Origin of the sequence: Pseudomonas sp. SG20056 (genome assembly GCF_031764535.1) — a bacterium.
GTDB lineage: Bacteria > Pseudomonadota > Gammaproteobacteria > Pseudomonadales > Pseudomonadaceae > Aquipseudomonas.
On record NZ_CP134499.1, the window covers coordinates 4,181,915 to 4,199,539 of the forward strand.

The window sequence follows — 17,625 nt, forward strand, 5'->3', positions numbered from 1 at the left end:
CTCAGTCAACGCTCTCTCCCCCGGACGCTGGGCGGATGCGCCGCGACAAGGGTAAGCTGTGGCGCATGAGCACAGCCCCCTTTATCACGCCGCTTGAATCCAGCCGCACGGATGCGCCCTCTGGCTTGCGCATCGGCGGCGACTGGACGCTGCCTCACTACGCCCGCCTGGAAGCCGAAGTGCTGGCACTGCGCGGCACCCTGAACAAGGCCGCGAGTATCGACTTGCAAGGCCTCGGCGCGTTGGATACCGCCGGTGCCGCGCTGTTGGTGGAGTTGCTCGGCAGTCAGCGCCTGGCGCAACTGGCCCAGGATGCACCAGGCCTGGCCAGCGAGCGCCGCGCGTTGTTGCAGGCAGTGGGCAGCGCAATTGCCGATGTGGGCGATGCCCTGCCAACCAAACGCATTCCGGCCTGGCGCGAATTCTTCGGGCAAATCGGCCAAGCCATAGAGGAACTCTGGCAGCAGGGCGTGGCGCTGCTCGGTTTTATCGGCATGACCCTGGCGGCGATGTTCGCCATCCTTCTGCGCCCCGGCCGCTGGCGCATCACCTCGCTGGTCGCGCATTTGCAACAGAGCGGCCTGAATGCCGTACCCATCGTCGCCCTGCTGACCTTTCTGGTCGGCGCGGTGGTGGCCTTTCTCGGCGCTACGGTGCTCGCCGATTTTGGCGCAAGCATCTACACGGTCGACCTGGTGGCGTTTTCCTTCTTGCGCGAGTTCGGCGTGCTGCTCACCGCCATTCTGATGGCCGGGCGCACCGCCAGCGCCTTTACCGCGCAGATCGGCTCGATGAAGGCCAACGAGGAAATCGACGCCATTCGCACCCTCGGCCTCAACCCGCTGGAACTGCTGGTGCTGCCACGGGTGTTCGCCCTGCTGATCGCCCTGCCGATCCTGACCTTTATTGCCATGCTCAGCGGCATCCTCGGCGGCGCAGTGGTTTGCGCCCTGAGCCTGGACATTCCCCCGGCCATGTACCTGGCCATGCTGCAGGAAAACATCGCCCTCAAACACTTTGTCGTCGGTATGGCCAAAGCCCCGCTGTTTGCCTTCCTGATCGCGGTGATCGGCTGCCTGGAAGGCTTCAAGGTCACCGGCAGCGCGCAATCGGTGGGCGAGCGCACCACCTCCAGCGTGGTCCAATCGATTTTCGTGGTGATCGTGCTCGACGCTCTGGCTGCGCTGTTTCTGATGGAGATGGGCTGGTGACGGGCGAAGCGATTATCGAGGTACGCAACTTGGTCAACCGCTTCGGCGCGCAGACCGTGCACCAGGACCTGGCGCTGAACCTATACCGCGGCGAAGTGCTTGGCGTGGTCGGCGGCTCGGGCACCGGCAAGTCCGTGCTGCTGCGCAGTATTCTCGGCCTGCGCCGGGCCAACTCCGGCACCGTGCGGGTATTTGGTGAAGAACTGCTGAGCCTGCCGCCCGAGCGCCGCTCGCAGCTGGAACGACGTTTCGGTGTGCTTTATCAACGCGGCGCGCTGTTTTCCTCACTGACGGTGACCGAGAACATCGCCCTGCCGCTGCTCGAACATACTGGCCTCAAGCGCCCAGCCGCCGAGCGCCTGGCTCAGGTCAAACTGGCGCTGGTCGGCCTGCCGCGTGAGGCCGGCGACAAATACCCGACCGAACTGTCCGGCGGCATGATCAAACGTGCGGCCCTGGCCCGCGCGCTGGCGCTAGAGCCGGACATCCTGTTTCTCGACGAGCCCACCGCCGGGCTCGACCCGATTGGCGCGGCGGCCTTCGACCAACTGATCCTGACACTGCGCGACGCCCTTGGGCTCAGCGTGTTTCTGGTCACCCATGACCTGGACACGCTCTACACCATCTGTGATCGGGTGGCCGTGCTGGCGGAAAAGCGCGTGCTGGTGGCCGACCGCCTGGACGTTGTAGCCGCCACCGACAACCCTTGGATTCACGAGTATTTTCACGGCCCGCGCGGACGCGCAGCCGAACAGGCCGCCAGCGGCGCGCCAGGGAGCAACTGAATGGAACCGCGTGCGCACCACGTGTTGATTGGCCTGTTTACCGTGCTGATGGTGGCCGGCGCACTGGGCTTTGCCCTGTGGCTGAGCAAAGCCAGCTCGGATCAGGAACTCAATGATTACGATGTGATTTTCACCGAGGCCGTCAGCGGCCTATCCCAGGGCAGCGCCGTGCAATACAGCGGGATCAAGGTCGGCGACGTGATCAGCCTGCGCCTCGACCCGCAAGACCCGCGCAAGGTACGCGCACATATCCGCGTCAACGCGAACACGCCGATCAAGGAAGACACCCGTGCCCGTCTGTCGATTACCGGGATCACCGGTGCCTCGCTGATCCAGCTGCACAGTGGCTCTCCGGAAAGCCCCATGCTGATCAGCAAGGGCGATCAGCGCGCAGAAATCATCGCCGACCGCTCACCGCTCTCTAGGCTGATGTCCAATGGCGAAGACCTGGTACTCAGCGTCACGCGCCTGCTCAACCGCGCCAACCAGCTGTTCTCTCGCGACAATATCGGGCGCATCTCGCGCACCCTGGAAAACATCGAACAGACCAGCGCCAGCGTCGCCGAACAGCGCGACGAGCTGCGCACGGCACTGCAACAGATGAGCACGGCCAGCCAGGAAGCCGCCAACCTGATGCGCAACGCCAACCAGTTGCTCAGTGGCCCAGGCCACGACGCCGTCAGCAGCGCCAATCGCCTGATGGCCTCATTGGAGCGCAGCAGCAGCAGCGTCGAACGCTTGTTAGCGGATAACCACAGCACCCTCAACAACGGCATGCAAGGCATCGGCGAATTAGGCCCGACCATTGTCGAACTGCGCGAAACTCTCAGCGCCCTGCGCTCCTTCGCCCGCCGCCTGGAGGAAGACCCGGCCGGCTACCTGCTGCGCAGCGATACCATCAAGGAGTTTCAACCATGAGCCGTCTTCGCCTGCTCGCCGCCCTGCTGCTGATCGGCAGCCTGACCGCCTGCTCGGTCTTGCCGAAAAGCCAGGTGCTGAGCATCTACCGCCTGCCCGCCAGCAGCCTGCCCAGCCACGACGTCAGCGCCGATTGGGCGTTGCGGGTGAACAAGCCCTACAGCAGCCAGCTGCTCGACAGCACGCGAATTGCCGTATTGCCGCCCGGCGACCAGATCAGCGCCTACCAGGGTGTGCGCTGGAGCGACCGCGCGCCACTGCTGCTGCGCGACCGGCTGATCGACGCCTTCCTCGACGACGGCCGCCTCAAGGCGGTGAGCAGCGATGACAGCCGCCTGCAAGCCGATCTTGAACTGGACGGCGACCTGCGTGCCTTCCACAGTGAATACCAAGACGGCCGCCCAGCCGCGCGCATCCTGTTCGAAGCCCGCCTGGTGCAGAGTGGCAGCCTGCGCATCCTCGCCAGCCGGCGTTTCGAAGTCAGCCAGGCGGCCAGCGACACCTCGGTGCCGGCGGTGGTCAACGCCTTCGGCCAGGCCGGCGACCAACTGGCCCGCGAGGTGCTGGAGTGGACTTTGACCCAAGGTCAGACCGCGCAGCAAAAATGAACTGAGTTGTTCCAGCGAGGGGCGAACCATGGACACATTTATGCAAGCGGCCATCGACGAAGCCCGCCAGGGCCTGGCCGAAGGCGGCATCCCGATCGGCTCGGTGCTGGTGCATAACGGCCAGATTATCGGCCGTGGCCATAACCGTCGCGTACAACAAGGCAGCGCCATCCGCCATGGTGAAATGGACGCCTTGGAAAACGCCGGCCGGCAGAGCGCGCAGACCTACCGCGAGTCGGTGCTCTACACAACTCTTTCACCCTGCGCGATGTGCAGCGGAGCCATCCTGCTGTATGGCATCCCCAAGGTGATCATCGGCGAAAACCAGACCTTCCTCGGCGAAGAAGCCCTGCTGCGCGAGCGTGGCGTGCAGCTCGATGTGCTGCACAACAACGAATGCCTGCACCTGATGCAGGCCTTTATCGCCGCCCAACCGACGCTGTGGAACGAGGATATCGGCGAGTAATCCCAACCCGGCGCCGCGCTCTGGCAGTTAAAGCGGATCATGTACCCGGCGTGAGTCGCTCGGCGCCTGGTCGCGCTCATGCAGGCCATAGTCGCGCACCACCTCGGCCACCCGCAGCCGGTAGTCAGCGAACACGCCACTCCGCCCGGCGGCCTGGGCATGGCGATGCACCTCCAGGGTGCGCCAACGCTTGACCGCCGCCTCGTCCCGCCAGAACGACAACGACAGCAGCTTGCCCGGCTGGGAGAGGCTGGCAAAGCGCTCCACCGAGATAAAGCCATCCACCTGTCCGAGTTGCTCGCGTATCGCCGCTGCCGTATCCAGATACTCCGACTCCCGGCCAACCTGGGGCTGCACCTCGAAGATCACCGCGATCATGCTGCAACCCCCGCGAAGCTCGGCTGAACGCTCAGGGTGCCCTCGACGCCTTCAACGAAGGAGCGCTCTTCACGCAGGATAAAGCGCATCTGTTGGGCCATGGCGAAGTTGGCGCTCCCTTCTGGATCATCCTTGAGCCGCGCCCGATAGGCCTCGTAAGCAGCCAGGCTGGCAAAGCCGATCAAGCCCCAGGCCACATAGTTACTGCCCTCATGCGGCAGGAAGTAGCCAAGCAGCTGGCCGCCGCAACGCGGAATGATGCGCCCCCAGTTCTCCGAATACTCCTTGAAGGCGGCGCGCTGAAACGGGTCAATTTCATAGCGGATTACACACGTGATTTGCATGGGGTCACTCCTGTGGTTAGTGGAGGAGACCTTAGCCAATTGCCGCTGCTATATGGTTCGACTAGCATCGAACCATGATCGAAGGCCCCAACATCACCCGTATCGCCGCCCTGCTCGGTGACAACGCCCGCGCAGCGGTGCTGTCCGCACTGATGGCTGATCGCGCGCTGACCGCCACCGAGCTGGCCGATATCGCCGGCGTGACCAAACAGACCATCAGCTCACACCTGGGCAAATTGCTCGACGCCGGCCTGCTCAGCGTCGACCAGCAGGGCCGGCATCGCTACTTCCGCCTGGCTGGCCGGGAAGTCGCGCAACTGCTCGAATCGATGATGGGCCTCGCCTTGCGCGCCGGACCGCCGCTGCCACGCACCGGACCACGTGACCTGGCCTTGCGCCGCGCACGGGTCTGCTACGACCATCTGGCCGGTGAACTGGGGGTGCTGGCTTACGAGGGACTGCTGCGCCGCGAGCTGCTGCAACAGCTGGACGCAGGGCCAGCGCTCACCAACAGCGGGCGTCAGTGGTTTCACAAGATTGGTATCGACACCGACGCCCTGGCGATGCAACGCCGTTCATTCTGCCGGTCCTGTCTGGACTGGAGCGAACGCCGCCATCATCTGGCCGGCGCGCTCGGCACCGCCCTGTTTGTGCGGATCCAGGAGCTTGGCTGGGCCAAGTGCGTGGGCGACTCGCGCGTGGTGGCGTTCACTGCGGCTGGCGAGCGGTCATTCCGCGCATGGTTCCAACCATTGCCTGACGAGCCGCTCAGCCATCCTGCGGATATTGAAACCACAGCGCTGGACGCACTCGTTTAGTAGCCGCTGCAGCACTCCTTCCTAGGCCTGGAGCCATTCACGCACCTCGGCGTAGGGATAATCTTCCAGCGCGGCAAACCCGCCGAGCTGGCGCGCCTTGAGCTTGGTAAACAGCGGCACGCTGATACCGCAGAGGTAGCGCGTCAGGCATTCAGTGCTCGGCGCAACGCCCTTGAGCTCCTGGTGTTTGCGCACAAAGCCGTCGCATAGCCCGCGTGCATCCTGCTCCGCCAGCGGCGGCAGGGCTGGCGGCGCGGGCAGCCTAGCCACTTGTCCACGACACACCGAACAATGTCCGCATTGTTGCGGAGCATTGGCATCGCCGAAATAGGCGGCCAAACGCTGACTCAGGCACTGCTCGCTGGCAAACAGCGCGAGCATGGCGTGAATCCGACTGATCTCGCTGGCCTCCTGCTGGCTGAAATAGCCATGCAGTTCGACGCTCAAGACCGCCGGATCGAAGCCGGGATCTAGCAGCGCGTAGACCTCAGTCATCTGCTTGCTTTCCAACTCGACCCAGCCCTTTTCCTGGAAGTAATCCAGAGCGTTGATCACCCGACCGCGCTCGGCCTGATGTTGCTGGTAGAGCTGGTCGAAGTCCACGGTGCACCAGGTACGGGCACGCTGCGAGGTGCTGATCAATGCCTCGACAAATTGCCGCCGCTCACCCTCGAACTGCTCCAGCAGGGCTTCAGGCTCCAGCAGGTATTTGAAGCGATACTCGGCGAAGTAGGCGTAACGCGGGGCGATGATGCCACGTAGTTCCAGCTGTACCAGCAGGGTCTTCAGCGGCAGCTGACGAATATTGCTCTGCTCGGAGAGCTGGTTAAGCATCAGCTCCCATGCGCCGTTCTGGCTGCTATTTAGCAGATCGTCGAGCACACAACGGATGCCGTCCAGCTCCGGCGTATCGCCATACACGAAGTTTTCCAGCACGTTGAGGCTGTCGCGGTTGGCCAGCACCAGGCAGTCGGAAGGCTGACCATCGCGGCCGGCACGGCCGATTTCCTGGCTGTAATTCTCGATGGATTTGGGCAGGTCGAAGTGCAGCACATTGCGGATATCCGCCTTGTCGATGCCCATGCCGAAGGCGATGGTGGCGACGATGCAGTTGATCTGCCCGGCCATAAACTGCCGTTGAATCGCCTCGCGCGCATCAGAGGCCATGCCGGCGTGGTAGGCGCTGGCAGCAATTCCGCGCTGGCTCAGGCGCGCGGCCACCTGCTCGGCGGTCTTCTGCTGGGTCACGTAGATGATGCTCGGCTGCCCGGCCTTGGCGCCCAGCCACTGTTCCAGGCGGCGCTGCTTGTCGGCGCCGCTGACGGGCTCCACCAGCAGGTTGAGGTTGGCGCGATAGAAACCTGTGGTGACCACATCATCAGCGGCGATGGCAAACTTCTGCTGCATATCGGCAATCACCGGCGGCGTGGCCGTGGCAGTGAGCAGCAGCACCTGCGGGATGCCGAACTGGCGCTGATAGTCCGGCAGTTTGAGGTAATCCGGGCGGAAGTTATGCCCCCACTCGGAGATGCAGTGGGCCTCGTCGATCACCAGCAGGGAAATCGGTACCTGGGCGATAAAGTTGCGAAAGCGCTCGTTCTTCAGCCGTTCGACCGAGATCATCAGAATCTTCAGCTCGCCGGATTTCGCCCGCGCCATCACCGCGCTGGCCTCCTCGCGGCTTTGCGCCGAATCGATACTGGCGGCGCTGATGCCACGGCCATGCAGGAACGCCAGCTGGTCCTGCATTAACGCCAGCAAGGGCGAGACCACCAGTGTCAGGTGCGGCAAATGCAAAGCCGGCAGCTGGTAGCACAAGGACTTGCCCGATCCCGTGGGGAAAATCGCCGCCGCCGAACGTCCAGCGAGTACAGCCGTGACCACGCGCTCCTGACCGGGGCGCAATTGCTTGAAGCCAAATACACGTTCCAGGGTACTCATGGCTGTCACTCCATTGACCGCACGGGCGGCAAACAATGATTAATTCCTACAGGCCGCACCGCTATTGCCAATCCAACTAACACCACGGGCAACACAGGCGTACATTCAAACCATGCCAATAAAAAAGGAGATGAGTATGCAGGTATCTGGTTTCAGCGGCAGCTTGCCGGTTATCCACTAGATCGCTCACCACCCAGGCCAGATGGCCGCGCAGCAAAGACCCCGGCGGAACCGGAGTAGCTGATGCGAGCCTCAGGCCGGTGCGCAGTCTGGCGGAAACCTCAGGTTCGCCGTGAGTTGTGCCAAACCATAGACCTAACGCCGCCATACAACTCGAAAGCGCCAGCGCTCACCCGCGACATATCGACACCTACCTGGCAGTAGCCAGTCATGCTGAAGTCGACAGCCGCAGACAAAGGCCCTGGAAATCGCCTGAGTTGCCAACCCCGTTAGCGCTGTGGCCCGAGACAGCCATACAGCAACAGCAAAGGCCGTGCAGAGCGGCCACCTGAGCAACAATGCAACGCGCAACACTCGCAAACGTGCCTGATCTGTTAGCAGATACGCACCCAAAGCCGCTTTCGGGCGGCTTTTCCGTTTTTTATCGCATCACAGATGCATTGTGGGAGGGGCTTCAGCCGCGACGGCCCCTCATATCGAAAGCTCGCCGCTAAAGCGCCTCCCACAGATTGGCGCATGCATAAAAAAACCGCCGATTAAGGCGGTTTTTTTTCAACTCGGCAGTTACAACTTAGAGTTGCGGGCCAGCGTTGCGGATGGCGTCGGACACATCGAACTTCTTGAAGTTGTCGATGAACAGACCGGCCAGGCCTTTCGCCGCTTCGTCGTAGGCGTTTTTGTCTTCCCAGGTGTTGCGTGGGTTGAGCAGATTGGTTTCGACGCCCGGTACCGACTTCGGCACGCTCAGGTTGATGATCGGCAGCAGCTCGGTTTCGGCACCGATCAGCGCGCCGCTCTGGATGGCTGCAATCACGCCACGGGTAGTCGGGATGTTGAAGCGCTTGCCCACGCCGTAGCCACCGCCGGTCCAGCCGGTGTTGACCAGATAGACTTTGGAGTTGAAACCACGGATACGCTTGATCAGCAGCTCAGCGTACTCGCCAGCCGGACGCGGGAAGAACGGTGCGCCGAAGCAGGTGGAGAAGGTCGACTTGATGCCGCCGCCGCTGCCCATTTCGGTGGAACCGACCAGCGCGGTGTAACCGGAGAGGAAGTGGTAAGCCGCTTGCTCTTCGTTGAGGATCGACACCGGCGGCAGTACGCCAGTCAGGTCGCAGGTCAGGAAGATCACCGCGTTCGGCTCGCCGCCGAGGTTCTTCTCGCTGCGCTTCTCGACCAGCTCCAGCGGGTAAGCCGCACGGCTGTTCTGGGTCAGGCTGTCATCGGCGTAGTTCGGTACGCGGTTTTCATCAAGCACCACGTTTTCCAGTACGGCGCCGAACTGGATGGCTTTCCAGATCACCGGCTCGTTCTTCTCGGACAGGTCGATGCACTTGGCATAGCAACCGCCTTCGATGTTGAACACCACGCCCACACCCCAACCGTGCTCGTCGTCGCCGATCAGGTAGCGGCTTGGGTCAGCGGACAGGGTGGTCTTGCCGGTGCCGGACAGACCGAAGAACAGGGTCACGTCGCCTTCTTCGCCGATGTTGGCGGCGCAATGCATCGGCAGCACGTCGGCGTCAGGCAGCAGGAAATTCTGCACGCTGAACATGGCTTTTTTCATTTCACCGGCGTAACGCATACCGGCGATCAGGACTTTCTTGGCGGCGAAGTTGAGGATCACGCAGCCATCGGAGTTGGTGCCGTCACGCTCCGGTACGCACTCGAAGTTGGCAACGTTGAGGATCTGCCACTCGTCTTTGCCGGCCGGGTTGTACTGCTCCGGGTTGATGAACAGGCAACGGCCGAACAGGTTCTGCCAGGCGGTGGCGGTGGTCATCTTGACCGGCAGGTAGTGCGCGTCGGCAGAACCTACATGAACGTAGGACACGAAGCTGTCCTGGGCATCGGAGAACGCCTGCACGCGGTCCCACAGGGCGTCGAACTTGTCAGCCGGGAACGGACGGTTGATTGCGCCCCAGGCGATTTTCGCCTCGGTGCTCGGCTCTTGCACGATGAAGCGATCAGCCGGCGAACGACCAGTGCGATGGCCTGTGCGTACGACCAGCGAGCCGTTGGCGGCCAGCTCGCCTTCACCGCGACGAAGGGCTTCTTCGACCAGTTGGGCAGCGCTGATGTCGGTGTACACGGCGTTGTTGGCTTGCGTCATGTGGGTCCCCGTCGGCCACGTGGCCGAGTCTTCCGAACGTTTTGTAGTAGAAAGTGGAGCACTACTACAGCGAAAAAGTGCGCGGATTATGCCAGAAAAATTTAGCTGCGGGTGCAGCCTCTGATCAGTTCTCCGCGCCTCGTTTTAGAGCCGCGCGCCCTAGTGGCGCGTGTCTGACGGCGCATCGGTACTGCCGTCGATAAACAGTTGCAGCACATCGGCGGCATCGAACAGGTAGCGTTCGTTGCAGAACTGACAGTCGATTTCCACGCTACCGCCATGCTCCTGCACCAGTGCCTCAGCGTCAGCCTGGCCGAGGCTGATCAGTGCGCGGCTGGAGCGCTCACGCGAGCAGCTGCAGCGAAACTGCAGGGCGCGCGGGTCAAACAGACGCAGTGCTTCCTGGTGATACAGACGGTGCAGCAGGGTTTCGTTATCCAGACCGAGCAGTTCCTCGGCCTTCAAGGTATCGGCCAGGGCCATAGCATGCTGCCAGCTGGCCTCACGCTCATCGGCTTCCTTCAGGCGGTCGGCCGGCAGCTGCTGCAGCAGCAGGCCGCGCGCACGCTGGCCATCGGCACTGAGCCAGAAGCGCGTGGGCAACTGTTCGGAGGTGGCGAAGTAGTTGGTCAGGCAATCGGCCAGGGTTTCCCCTTCCAGATCGACGATACCCTGATAACGCTGCCCGGATTTCGGGTCGACGGTCATGGCCAGCACGCCATCGGGCATCAACTCGCACAGGTTGGCATCAGCCGTGATCTGCTCGGCGTGATAACGGGCGATACCACGCAGCTCACCTTCGCTGGAGCATTCGACCATCAGCAGGGGCACGGCACCGGAGGAGCGCGCCTGCAGGATCAGCAGGCCTTCGAACTTCAGCGTACCGATCAGCAGTGAAGCAGCTGCCAGCAGCTCACCCAGCAATTGGGCGACCGGTTGCGGGTAGGTGTGTTTGGCCAGCACATGGCTGTAGCTGTCGGTCAGACCGACCAGTTCGCCACGGATATCGCTGTCGTCGAACAAGAAGCGTTGGGAAAAATCAGACATGCCAACTTCACTGAATGTGACTCGGCCCGCGATTTTAGGCGCAAACGTCCAGCCGACCAAGCGCCTCTTATCTATCAGCCTCGCGGGCGGAAGCTATCGATACAAAACCGGGTCACAGTTGTCGACAAAAGATAGGGCGAAATTTTGCATTCTCGGCAGCAAATCCCTAGGATGCCGGCCGCTTTAAAGCCCACAGATGACAAGGATGCCACTGCATGCCCGCTTCTTTTATTAACCCGCACTGGCGCATTCGTCCGCTGGTTGCGTGCCATATCGTTGCCCTGCTACTGCTCGCCAGCTGGCTGTGGGCGTCTAGCCGCGCGCTCTGGGACCAACTTGATCTGCACCTGTTTGCCCTGCTCAACGAGCCCGTGCACAGCGCCGGGTTGTGGGCGCAAACCTGGGCGATCGGCAGTATGCGGCCGGTGGACATGGGGGTTGGCGTGCTGATGCTGGCCGTGATGCTCAAGGCCGATCTGGTATTCAGCGGCGCCCAAGTGCGCAAGGCGCTGTATGCCTTTCTCGCCGCGCTGATCGTGATGCTGCTGTTTCGCGTCGGTTTCGCCGAACTGGTCAAGCTGATGGGTTGGCAACGCCCGAGCGCATCCCTGGTGGTGGAAGGCGCCGCACGCCTCACCGAGCTCTTCCCGGACTGGGAAGAACGCTGGGATATGAAGGACAGCGCCACCCGCAGCTTCCCCGGCGATCACGCGTCGGTGCTGTTGATCTGGGCGATGTTTATGAGTTTCTTTGCGCGCAACTGGCGTTTGCTGCTGGTCTGGAGCATGGCGGTGATCTTTATGCTGCCGCGTCTGGTGGCGGGTGCACACTGGGGTTCGGATGCCCTGGTCGGCGGCGTGTTCCTTGCGTTGCTGGGCCTGGCCTGGTCCTGCTTCACCCCGTTTGCCTACAAAACCAGCGAATGGCTGGAATATGTTACCCAGCCGCTGATCAAGAGCCTGGCCAAGCTGCCATTGCTGGGGCGATTGAGCGTTATCAGCGGCCGCTAGGCGTAGGCTGCGCCGTGCGTAGCTGAACAGTGCAGCGCCGCTGAGCAAGGCGGTTGGCGACACACGGCCTAGAACTCGTCGTCAGCCCAGGGATGGCGCAAGCCGCCATCCTGCCGCTCATTGAAATCGTGAATCTGCCGGCGCTGTTTCTTGCTCGGCCGGCCATCGGTCTGCATGCCCAAGGCCCCGGCCTTGCGCTGCACTGCCGCCTGTTCACGGCGCGCGATGCTTTCTGCCGTTTCGGCATACAGCGTCTGCGCCTCTGGCGCGCCGCGACGCACCACGGAAAGCGCCTGCACCACCACGCTGCGTTCCTCGAAACCCGTGCGAATCACATAGATATCGCCAATTTTCGGCTCCTTGCCGGGTTTGCAACGCTCACCACGGTGGTGCACCTTGCCACCTTCAATAGCCGCTTTGGCCAGGGCGCGGGTTTTATAAAAGCGCGCGGCCCACAGCCATTTATCCAGGCGTACCTTATCGTCGTCTTTATCGCTCATCTGATCCCCGCTGATACCTGCTAGGCAGGCGGACATTTTGCCTGATGCAGTTGTCATAAGGGCCAACTAGAATGCCCGCAAATATGACGGATGGCCCTGTGAAGACTTTCGACCAACTTGGCGTAATCGGCCTGCGCGAATGGATCAACCTGCCGGAACTGGGCATGGTCGGCCTGCGCGCCAAGATTGATACCGGGGCCAGCACCTCCAGCCTGCATGCCAGCGATATTCAACCGTTCGACCGCGATGGCGAGCCTTGGGTGCGCTTTACCGCCCACCTCGGCACAGTGGTGCAGCGTCGGCATCGCTGCGAGGCACAACTGGTTTCAGTGAAAACCATCAAAAGCTCCAATGGCCACAGTCAGTCGCGCTATGTGATTCGCACCCCTCTGACCCTGGGCGAACGCGAATGGCCGGTCGAATTCACCCTGACCTGCCGCAAAACCATGCGCTACCGCGTGCTGCTTGGCTCCAAGGCACTGATTGCCGGGCAGTTGCTGGTCAACCCAGCGCTGACCTATGTACAAAACAAACCCACCCTTGCTGACCCTTCTGGTGACCAATGAAGATCGCCGTGCTGTCGCGCAACCCGCGCCTGTATTCCACCCGCCGCCTGGTAGAAGCCGGGCAACTGCGGGGCCACGAGATGGTGGTGATCGACACCCTGCGTGCCTATATGAACATTGCCAGCCACAAGCCGCAGATCCACTACCGCGGCAAGCCGCTGGAAGGCTTCGATGCGGTTATCCCACGGATTGGCGCGTCGGTGACGTTTTACGGCTGCGCGGTGCTGCGCCAGTTCGAGATGATGGGCGTATTCCCGCTTAACGAGTCGGTGGCCATCGCCCGCTCGCGGGACAAGCTGCGCTCGCTGCAATTGCTGTCTCGTCGCGGCATCGGCCTGCCGGTGACCGGTTTCGCTCACTCCCCGGATGACATCGCCGACCTGATCGACATGGTCAATGGCGCGCCGCTGGTGATCAAGGTGCTGGAAGGCACCCAGGGCATCGGTGTGGTGCTGTGTGAAACGGCGACGGCGGCCGAATCGGTGATCGAGGCCTTCATGGGCCTCAAGCAGGACATCATGGTGCAGGAATACATCAAGGAAGCCGGCGGCGCGGATATCCGCTGCTTTGTGGTCGGTGACAAGGTGATTGCGGCGATGAAGCGTCAGGCCAAGCCTGGCGAATTCCGCTCCAACCTGCACCGTGGCGGCAGCGCCAGCCTGATCAAGATCACCCCGGAAGAACGCATGACCGCCATCCGTGCGGCCAAAGTGATGGGGCTGAGCGTGGCCGGGGTGGATATCCTGCGCTCCAACCATGGCCCGCTGGTGATGGAAGTGAACTCGTCGCCGGGCCTGGAAGGCATTGAAACCACCACCGGCAAAGATGTCGCCAGCCTGGTGATTCAGCATCTGGAGAAAAACAGCGGCCCGCACCTGACGCGCACCAAGGGCAAGGGCTGAGCCTCACAGAAGTGGCGGAGGGCCCTGATGCTGCTGCATCCAGGCCTGAAAATCCGCTTCTTTCAACGGCCGGCTGAAGTGATAGCCCTGCCCCAGCGAGCAGCCATGCCGACGTAAACAATCGAGCTGCCACTGGCTTTCGATGCCTTCGGCCACGCATTCCAGCCCCAGATTGCGGGCAATCACCAGAATGGTCTGTACCAGCATCAGGCCGCTACCGTCTTCACCGTCCATGTCCCAGGTAAAACTGCGGTCGATCTTCAACCGATCCAGCGGCAGGCGCTTGAGGTAAGTCAGCGAGGAGTAGCCGGTGCCGAAATCATCGATGGCGAAACGCACACCCAGCGCCTTGAGCGCCTGCATATTGCTGATGCACTGCTCGACTTCCTCCAACAGCACGCCTTCGGTGATTTCCAGCTCCAGCGCCGTGGCAGGCACCTGATGGCGCTGCAGGCACTCACTGATGCGCGCCACACAACTGCGCTGGCGCAGCTCGCGCGGGCTGAGATTGACCGCCAGCACCAGCTGTGGCCACTGCGGTAACCAGCGTGCCAGAGCGGCGCAGGCCTGCTCCAGCACCCAGGCACCCAGCTCTTCGATCAGGCCGGTTTCTTCGGCCAGCGGAATAAAGTCGCCGGGCATCACTTCGCCGCGTTCCGGGTGAACCCAGCGCAGCAGCACTTCCGCACCAGCAATGCGTTCGGTGGCCAGCGCCAGTTGCGGCTGAAACACCAGGTACAGCTGGTTACGTTGCACCGCCTGACGCAGATCGCTCTGCATCTGCAAGCGCTGATCAATGGCCGCCTGCATCTCCGGGGCGAAGAAGTGCAAGGCATTGCGCCCGCCCTGCTTGGCCCGGTACATGGCGGTATCCGCCTGTTTCAGCACATCAGCAGCCACCTGGCTGCCGAACGGATGTAAAGCGATACCGATGCTGGCGCTGATCGATAACTCATGGCCATCAATCCAGCAGGTGCCAACCAGACTTTTCAGCAGTTTTTCCGCCGTAACGGCCGCCGCTTCTGCCGCCAGTTGCGGATTGCTGTCGAGCCCTTCGAGCAGCACCACAAACTCGTCGCCGCCCATCCTCGCCAGGGTGTCTTCAGCGCGCAGGCCGCTGGCCAGCCGCGCGGTGACCTCACGCAACAGACCATCACCGACCAGATGACCGAGGCTGTCGTTGACCGTCTTGAAGTGATCGAGATCGATAAACAACAGTGCGCCCAGGGTGTTTTCGCGCTGCTCGCGATCCATCGCGTGCTGCAGACGGTCAAGCAGTAAGCGTCGATTAGGCAGGCCGGTGAGTTCGTCACTGAACGCCAGCCGTTCAATCTCGCGCTGATAACGCTGACGATCGGAAATATCGGTGACGCTGCCGCGAATCAGCACCGGCTCGCCGGGCATGCGCACCAGACGCACCTCGCAAGGAATCTGCCGGCCCTTGCTGTCGCGGTGCAACCAGTCAAATACCGGCGCTTCGCCGGCCATCGCCCGTTTTAGATAGACCTTGCCGAGCTCGGCGGTCAGCTGGCCATCCGCCTGCTTGCTCGGGCTCAGATCAAAGACGCGTTTGCTGGCGATTTCCTCGCGGCTGTAACGCAGCAAACGCAGGGCATTGTCATTGCACTCGACCAGCGTGCCGTCCAGGTCGAACAGCATGATCGCCTCGGGCGCATTCTCGACGATGGTGCGGTAGCGCGCCTCGGCCTGCAGGCGTTGGCTGATGTCTTCGACCAGCAGCAGAAACATGCGCACCCGGCCGGTGCTGTGGCGCACCGCACGCAGACTGACGCGGGTATGCACCAGGCTGTCGTCGGGGCGGCGAAAGCGTTTTTCCAGCTCAAAGCCTTCCCGAAGGCCGCTAAGTACCTGATCGAGCAGCGGCAGCTCGTTGTGCAAGTCGTCTTCCAGCGACAGCTCTTCCCAGCTCGACGCCAGCAACTGTTCGCGCGAGCGCCCGAGAATGCTGCAGAGTTTGTGGTTGACCTCCTCCCAGGCAAAGTTCGGGCTGGTCAGGGCCATACCGATCAGCGGTGCCTCGAAGAACAGACGCAGACGCTCATCCCGTTCGCGCAGTTGCTGCTCGGCGTATTTACGCGCACTGACATCCTGCAGCGCACCATACACCCGCACCAGCTCAGCCCCATCGCGCTCGGTAATGCCACGAATGCGCAACCAGCGCGTCTTGCCCTTGGCGGTGAGCAGGCGCACTTCAATGTCGAATTGTTCCAGCCCATCGATCAGCTGTTGCAGTACTTGCTCGGCCAACACTCGGCCGCTGGCATCCAGATAGCTCAGGGCGCCATTGAGATCAGGCGTGCCGTTTTTCGGGTCCAACTCGTAGATGCGAAAGCAGCCGGCGCTCCAGTCCATATCCTGCTCTGGCATGTTCAGCACCCAACCGCCAAGGTTGGCGATGTGCTCGGTCTGGCTGAACAGATAGCTCTGCTTGAGCAGCTCGTCGCTCTGCGAACGTACCTGGGTGGCCAATTGTTCGCGGGCAGTGACATCGCTTTGCAGGGCGACAAAATGGCTGATGCCCTGATCGTCGCGCATCGGTGCCAGGGTAAATTCGTTCCAGAACTGCTGGCCGTCCTTGCGGTAGTTACGCAGCACCACATCGCAGCCCATGCCTTCGCGCACCGCCTGCTGCAAACGGCTCAAGCCCTGTTGCTGCTGGTCATCACGCAGCAGGAAGTTCCAGTTGTTGCCCAGGGTCTCCTCGCGGCTGTAGCCGGTAATCTGCTCGAACGCCGGGTTGCAGTAGATCAGCGGCAACGCCGGCTGGCGCGCATCGGCAATGATCACCCCCAGCGGGCTGGCTTCCAGCGCCAGATTGGCCAGGGCCAGTTGCTGCTGCATCTGCGCACTGCGCGCCAACGCCTGACGCAAATCACTCAGGCTGCGCCCCACCAGCAGGGTAGCGAGCATGAATAGCAACACGCTGAAGTGCAGCTCCATGCGCTGTGGATCGAGCCAACCGGCACTGTTCACCAGGCCGCGCAGCAGCGGCAGGATCAGCACCATCAACACGCTGAGCACCGCACCACAGAGGCCGCCAGCAAAACCCCAGACCAGCGCCAGGCCCAGCATCATCACGCCAATCAGCGGCAGATTGAGGGTCAGCGGTAACACCCCAAGCAACCAGGGCATGCCGATCAACAGCAGCACTAGCAGCGGCCAGGGCGGCAACTGACGCAAGGCCTCGGGCACCTGCTCGCAACCGCTGAGCAGCGGCGCAGCCAGCCAACCACGCCTGCGCAACCAGGGCGTCAGGTAAACCAACAAGGGGATGGCAATGGCCAGGACGGTGAGGCTATCGGCCAGCCACAACGTCATGCTGCCCGAAGGCAGATCCTCCAGCGGCGCATGGCCGAGTAGCCAGAGATTGCCCTGCACCCCCAACGCCATGGGGATAATCGGAAGCAGCACGCCAAGCAGCATAAAGCGCAGCAAATGGCTGAGGTCAGGCAGGGCCGGATCAAACGGCCGCTGCCGCAGCAACAGCCAGGCCAGCGCTACACCAAGGGTTTCCGGCAGGGCATAGAGCGGCGCCCACTGCCACTCCAGGCCCCAGAGCGGGATCGACAGCATGGCATTGAGGTACACCGCCAACAGCACCCGCGGGCCCCACCACAGGGCAAACACCAGCGCCAGGGCAAACGGTGGATACCACAGCGCCGCCCCGTCGGTGAACTGAGTCGCCAGGGAAAGCCAGGTGGCCAGATGGAGCAATGGCAGCGGCAGCAACCAGGTCCATGGTGAGAGGCGGTGGGGAACTGCAGGCATGCTGACCTCATGTCATCGCGCTGATAAAGCATAGTTCAGCGCAGTGATG

At 62.4% G+C, this 17,625-nt stretch carries 16 protein-coding genes; 9 read left to right on the plus strand and 7 right to left on the minus strand.

Translation table 11 applies throughout. From position 1 onward, the window contains the following. The first annotated feature begins 65 nt into the window (after positions 1-65). The 5 genes from RHP75_RS19745 to RHP75_RS19765 are packed head-to-tail and all read left to right on the plus strand — an operon-like array spanning position 66 to position 3,988. Positions 66-1,211, plus strand: coding sequence for an ABC transporter permease (locus RHP75_RS19745; protein WP_311089693.1), 1,146 nt, complete (start codon positions 66-68; stop codon positions 1,209-1,211). Further along, complete coding sequence (locus tag RHP75_RS19750) at positions 1,208-1,996, plus strand: ATP-binding cassette domain-containing protein (protein WP_311089694.1); 789 nt, start codon at positions 1,208-1,210, stop codon at positions 1,994-1,996. Before RHP75_RS19745 ends, RHP75_RS19750 begins: the two co-directional genes overlap by 4 nt. Beyond that, positions 1,997-2,914, plus strand: a complete 918-nt coding sequence (locus RHP75_RS19755) for an MlaD family protein (RefSeq protein WP_311089696.1) — start codon at positions 1,997-1,999, stop codon at positions 2,912-2,914. Beyond that, on the plus strand, positions 2,911-3,522 hold the full coding sequence (locus RHP75_RS19760) for an ABC-type transport auxiliary lipoprotein family protein (RefSeq protein ID WP_311089697.1): 612 nt from the start codon (positions 2,911-2,913) through the stop codon (positions 3,520-3,522). Before RHP75_RS19755 ends, RHP75_RS19760 begins: the two co-directional genes overlap by 4 nt. Positions 3,523-3,550: 28 nt before the next feature. Continuing rightward, complete coding sequence (locus RHP75_RS19765; protein WP_311089698.1) at positions 3,551-3,988, plus strand: nucleoside deaminase; 438 nt, start codon at positions 3,551-3,553, stop codon at positions 3,986-3,988. Positions 3,989-4,015: 27 nt separating this feature from the next. Here RHP75_RS19765 and RHP75_RS19770 read toward each other — a convergent pair whose 3' ends face one another. Together RHP75_RS19770 and RHP75_RS19775 are read right to left on the minus strand one after the other, a co-directional pair. Continuing rightward, on the minus strand, positions 4,016-4,366 hold the full coding sequence (locus RHP75_RS19770; protein ID WP_311089699.1) for an antibiotic biosynthesis monooxygenase: 351 nt from the start codon (positions 4,364-4,366) through the stop codon (positions 4,016-4,018). Next, positions 4,363-4,710: an NIPSNAP family protein gene (locus tag RHP75_RS19775; protein ID WP_311089700.1), complete on the minus strand. Its 348-nt coding sequence runs from the start codon at positions 4,708-4,710 to the stop codon at positions 4,363-4,365. The genes RHP75_RS19770 and RHP75_RS19775 overlap by 4 nt, the downstream gene beginning before the upstream one ends. Positions 4,711-4,784: 74 nt before the next feature. Here RHP75_RS19775 and RHP75_RS19780 point away from each other — a divergent pair, with 74 nt between their 5' ends. Beyond that, positions 4,785-5,528 (plus strand): winged helix-turn-helix domain-containing protein, encoded by a 744-nt coding sequence (locus RHP75_RS19780; RefSeq protein WP_311089701.1) that lies wholly within the window; start codon positions 4,785-4,787, stop codon positions 5,526-5,528. Positions 5,529-5,549: 21 nt separating this feature from the next. On the opposite strand, the gene RHP75_RS19785 is transcribed toward RHP75_RS19780, so the two are convergent. The 3 genes from RHP75_RS19785 to hslO form a co-directional block, all read right to left on the minus strand. Beyond that, complete coding sequence (locus RHP75_RS19785) at positions 5,550-7,469, minus strand: RecQ family ATP-dependent DNA helicase (RefSeq protein WP_311089702.1); 1,920 nt, start codon at positions 7,467-7,469, stop codon at positions 5,550-5,552. A gap of 751 nt (positions 7,470-8,220) precedes the next feature. Beyond that, on the minus strand, positions 8,221-9,762 hold the full coding sequence (locus RHP75_RS19790; protein ID WP_233683288.1) for a phosphoenolpyruvate carboxykinase: 1,542 nt from the start codon (positions 9,760-9,762) through the stop codon (positions 8,221-8,223). 159 nt (positions 9,763-9,921) lie between these two features. Further along, entirely contained in the window at positions 9,922-10,809 is an 888-nt protein-coding gene (gene hslO / locus RHP75_RS19795) for an Hsp33 family molecular chaperone HslO (protein WP_311089703.1), read from the minus strand. 215 nt (positions 10,810-11,024) lie between these two features. Here hslO and RHP75_RS19800 point away from each other — a divergent pair, with 215 nt between their 5' ends. Continuing rightward, positions 11,025-11,819, plus strand: coding sequence for a phosphatase PAP2 family protein (locus RHP75_RS19800; protein ID WP_311089704.1), 795 nt, complete (start codon positions 11,025-11,027; stop codon positions 11,817-11,819). A 68-nt stretch (positions 11,820-11,887) separates the two neighbouring features. Here the strand turns inward: RHP75_RS19800 and RHP75_RS19805 are convergent, their stop codons facing one another. Then, positions 11,888-12,319, minus strand: a complete 432-nt coding sequence (locus tag RHP75_RS19805) for an RNA-binding S4 domain-containing protein (RefSeq protein ID WP_090387693.1) — start codon at positions 12,317-12,319, stop codon at positions 11,888-11,890. Between the two features lie 164 nt (positions 12,320-12,483). Between RHP75_RS19805 and RHP75_RS19810 the strand changes: the two genes are divergently transcribed. Together RHP75_RS19810 and rimK are read left to right on the plus strand one after the other, a co-directional pair. Then, positions 12,484-12,885, plus strand: a complete 402-nt coding sequence (locus RHP75_RS19810; RefSeq protein WP_311092001.1) for an ATP-dependent zinc protease — start codon at positions 12,484-12,486, stop codon at positions 12,883-12,885. Next, a complete protein-coding gene (gene rimK / locus RHP75_RS19815; RefSeq protein WP_090380038.1) occupies positions 12,882-13,787 on the plus strand; it encodes a 30S ribosomal protein S6--L-glutamate ligase in 906 nt (301 codons plus the stop codon). Before RHP75_RS19810 ends, rimK begins: the two co-directional genes overlap by 4 nt. Before the next feature lie 3 nt (positions 13,788-13,790). On the opposite strand, the gene RHP75_RS19820 is transcribed toward rimK, so the two are convergent. After that, positions 13,791-17,576 carry an EAL domain-containing protein gene (locus RHP75_RS19820; RefSeq protein ID WP_311089705.1) on the minus strand — a complete coding sequence of 1,262 codons (3,786 nt, stop codon included), beginning with the start codon at positions 17,574-17,576 and terminating at the stop codon, positions 13,791-13,793. Positions 17,577-17,625 lie beyond the last annotated feature (49 nt).

Bases quoted from the DNA above. Each gene is read 5' to 3' on its own strand.
- rimK (WP_090380038.1), top strand. From the start codon at position 12,882: ATGAAGATCGCCGTGCTGTCGCGCAACCCGCGCCTGTATTCCACCCGC.
- RHP75_RS19780 (WP_311089701.1), top strand. From the start codon at position 4,785: ATGATCGAAGGCCCCAACATCACCCGTATCGCCGCCCTGCTCGGTGAC.
- RHP75_RS19785 (WP_311089702.1), bottom strand. From the start codon at position 7,469: ATGAGTACCCTGGAACGTGTATTTGGCTTCAAGCAATTGCGCCCCGGT.
- RHP75_RS19755 (WP_311089696.1), top strand. From the start codon at position 1,997: ATGGAACCGCGTGCGCACCACGTGTTGATTGGCCTGTTTACCGTGCTG.
- RHP75_RS19760 (WP_311089697.1), top strand. From the start codon at position 2,911: ATGAGCCGTCTTCGCCTGCTCGCCGCCCTGCTGCTGATCGGCAGCCTG.
- RHP75_RS19790 (WP_233683288.1), bottom strand. From the start codon at position 9,762: ATGACGCAAGCCAACAACGCCGTGTACACCGACATCAGCGCTGCCCAA.
- RHP75_RS19775 (WP_311089700.1), bottom strand. From the start codon at position 4,710: ATGCAAATCACGTGTGTAATCCGCTATGAAATTGACCCGTTTCAGCGC.
- RHP75_RS19810 (WP_311092001.1), top strand. From the start codon at position 12,484: ATGGTCGGCCTGCGCGCCAAGATTGATACCGGGGCCAGCACCTCCAGC.
- RHP75_RS19745 (WP_311089693.1), top strand. From the start codon at position 66: ATGAGCACAGCCCCCTTTATCACGCCGCTTGAATCCAGCCGCACGGAT.
- RHP75_RS19770 (WP_311089699.1), bottom strand. From the start codon at position 4,366: ATGATCGCGGTGATCTTCGAGGTGCAGCCCCAGGTTGGCCGGGAGTCG.
- hslO (WP_311089703.1), bottom strand. From the start codon at position 10,809: ATGTCTGATTTTTCCCAACGCTTCTTGTTCGACGACAGCGATATCCGT.
- RHP75_RS19820 (WP_311089705.1), bottom strand. From the start codon at position 17,576: ATGCCTGCAGTTCCCCACCGCCTCTCACCATGGACCTGGTTGCTGCCG.
- RHP75_RS19805 (WP_090387693.1), bottom strand. From the start codon at position 12,319: ATGAGCGATAAAGACGACGATAAGGTACGCCTGGATAAATGGCTGTGG.
- RHP75_RS19800 (WP_311089704.1), top strand. From the start codon at position 11,025: ATGCCCGCTTCTTTTATTAACCCGCACTGGCGCATTCGTCCGCTGGTT.
- RHP75_RS19765 (WP_311089698.1), top strand. From the start codon at position 3,551: ATGGACACATTTATGCAAGCGGCCATCGACGAAGCCCGCCAGGGCCTG.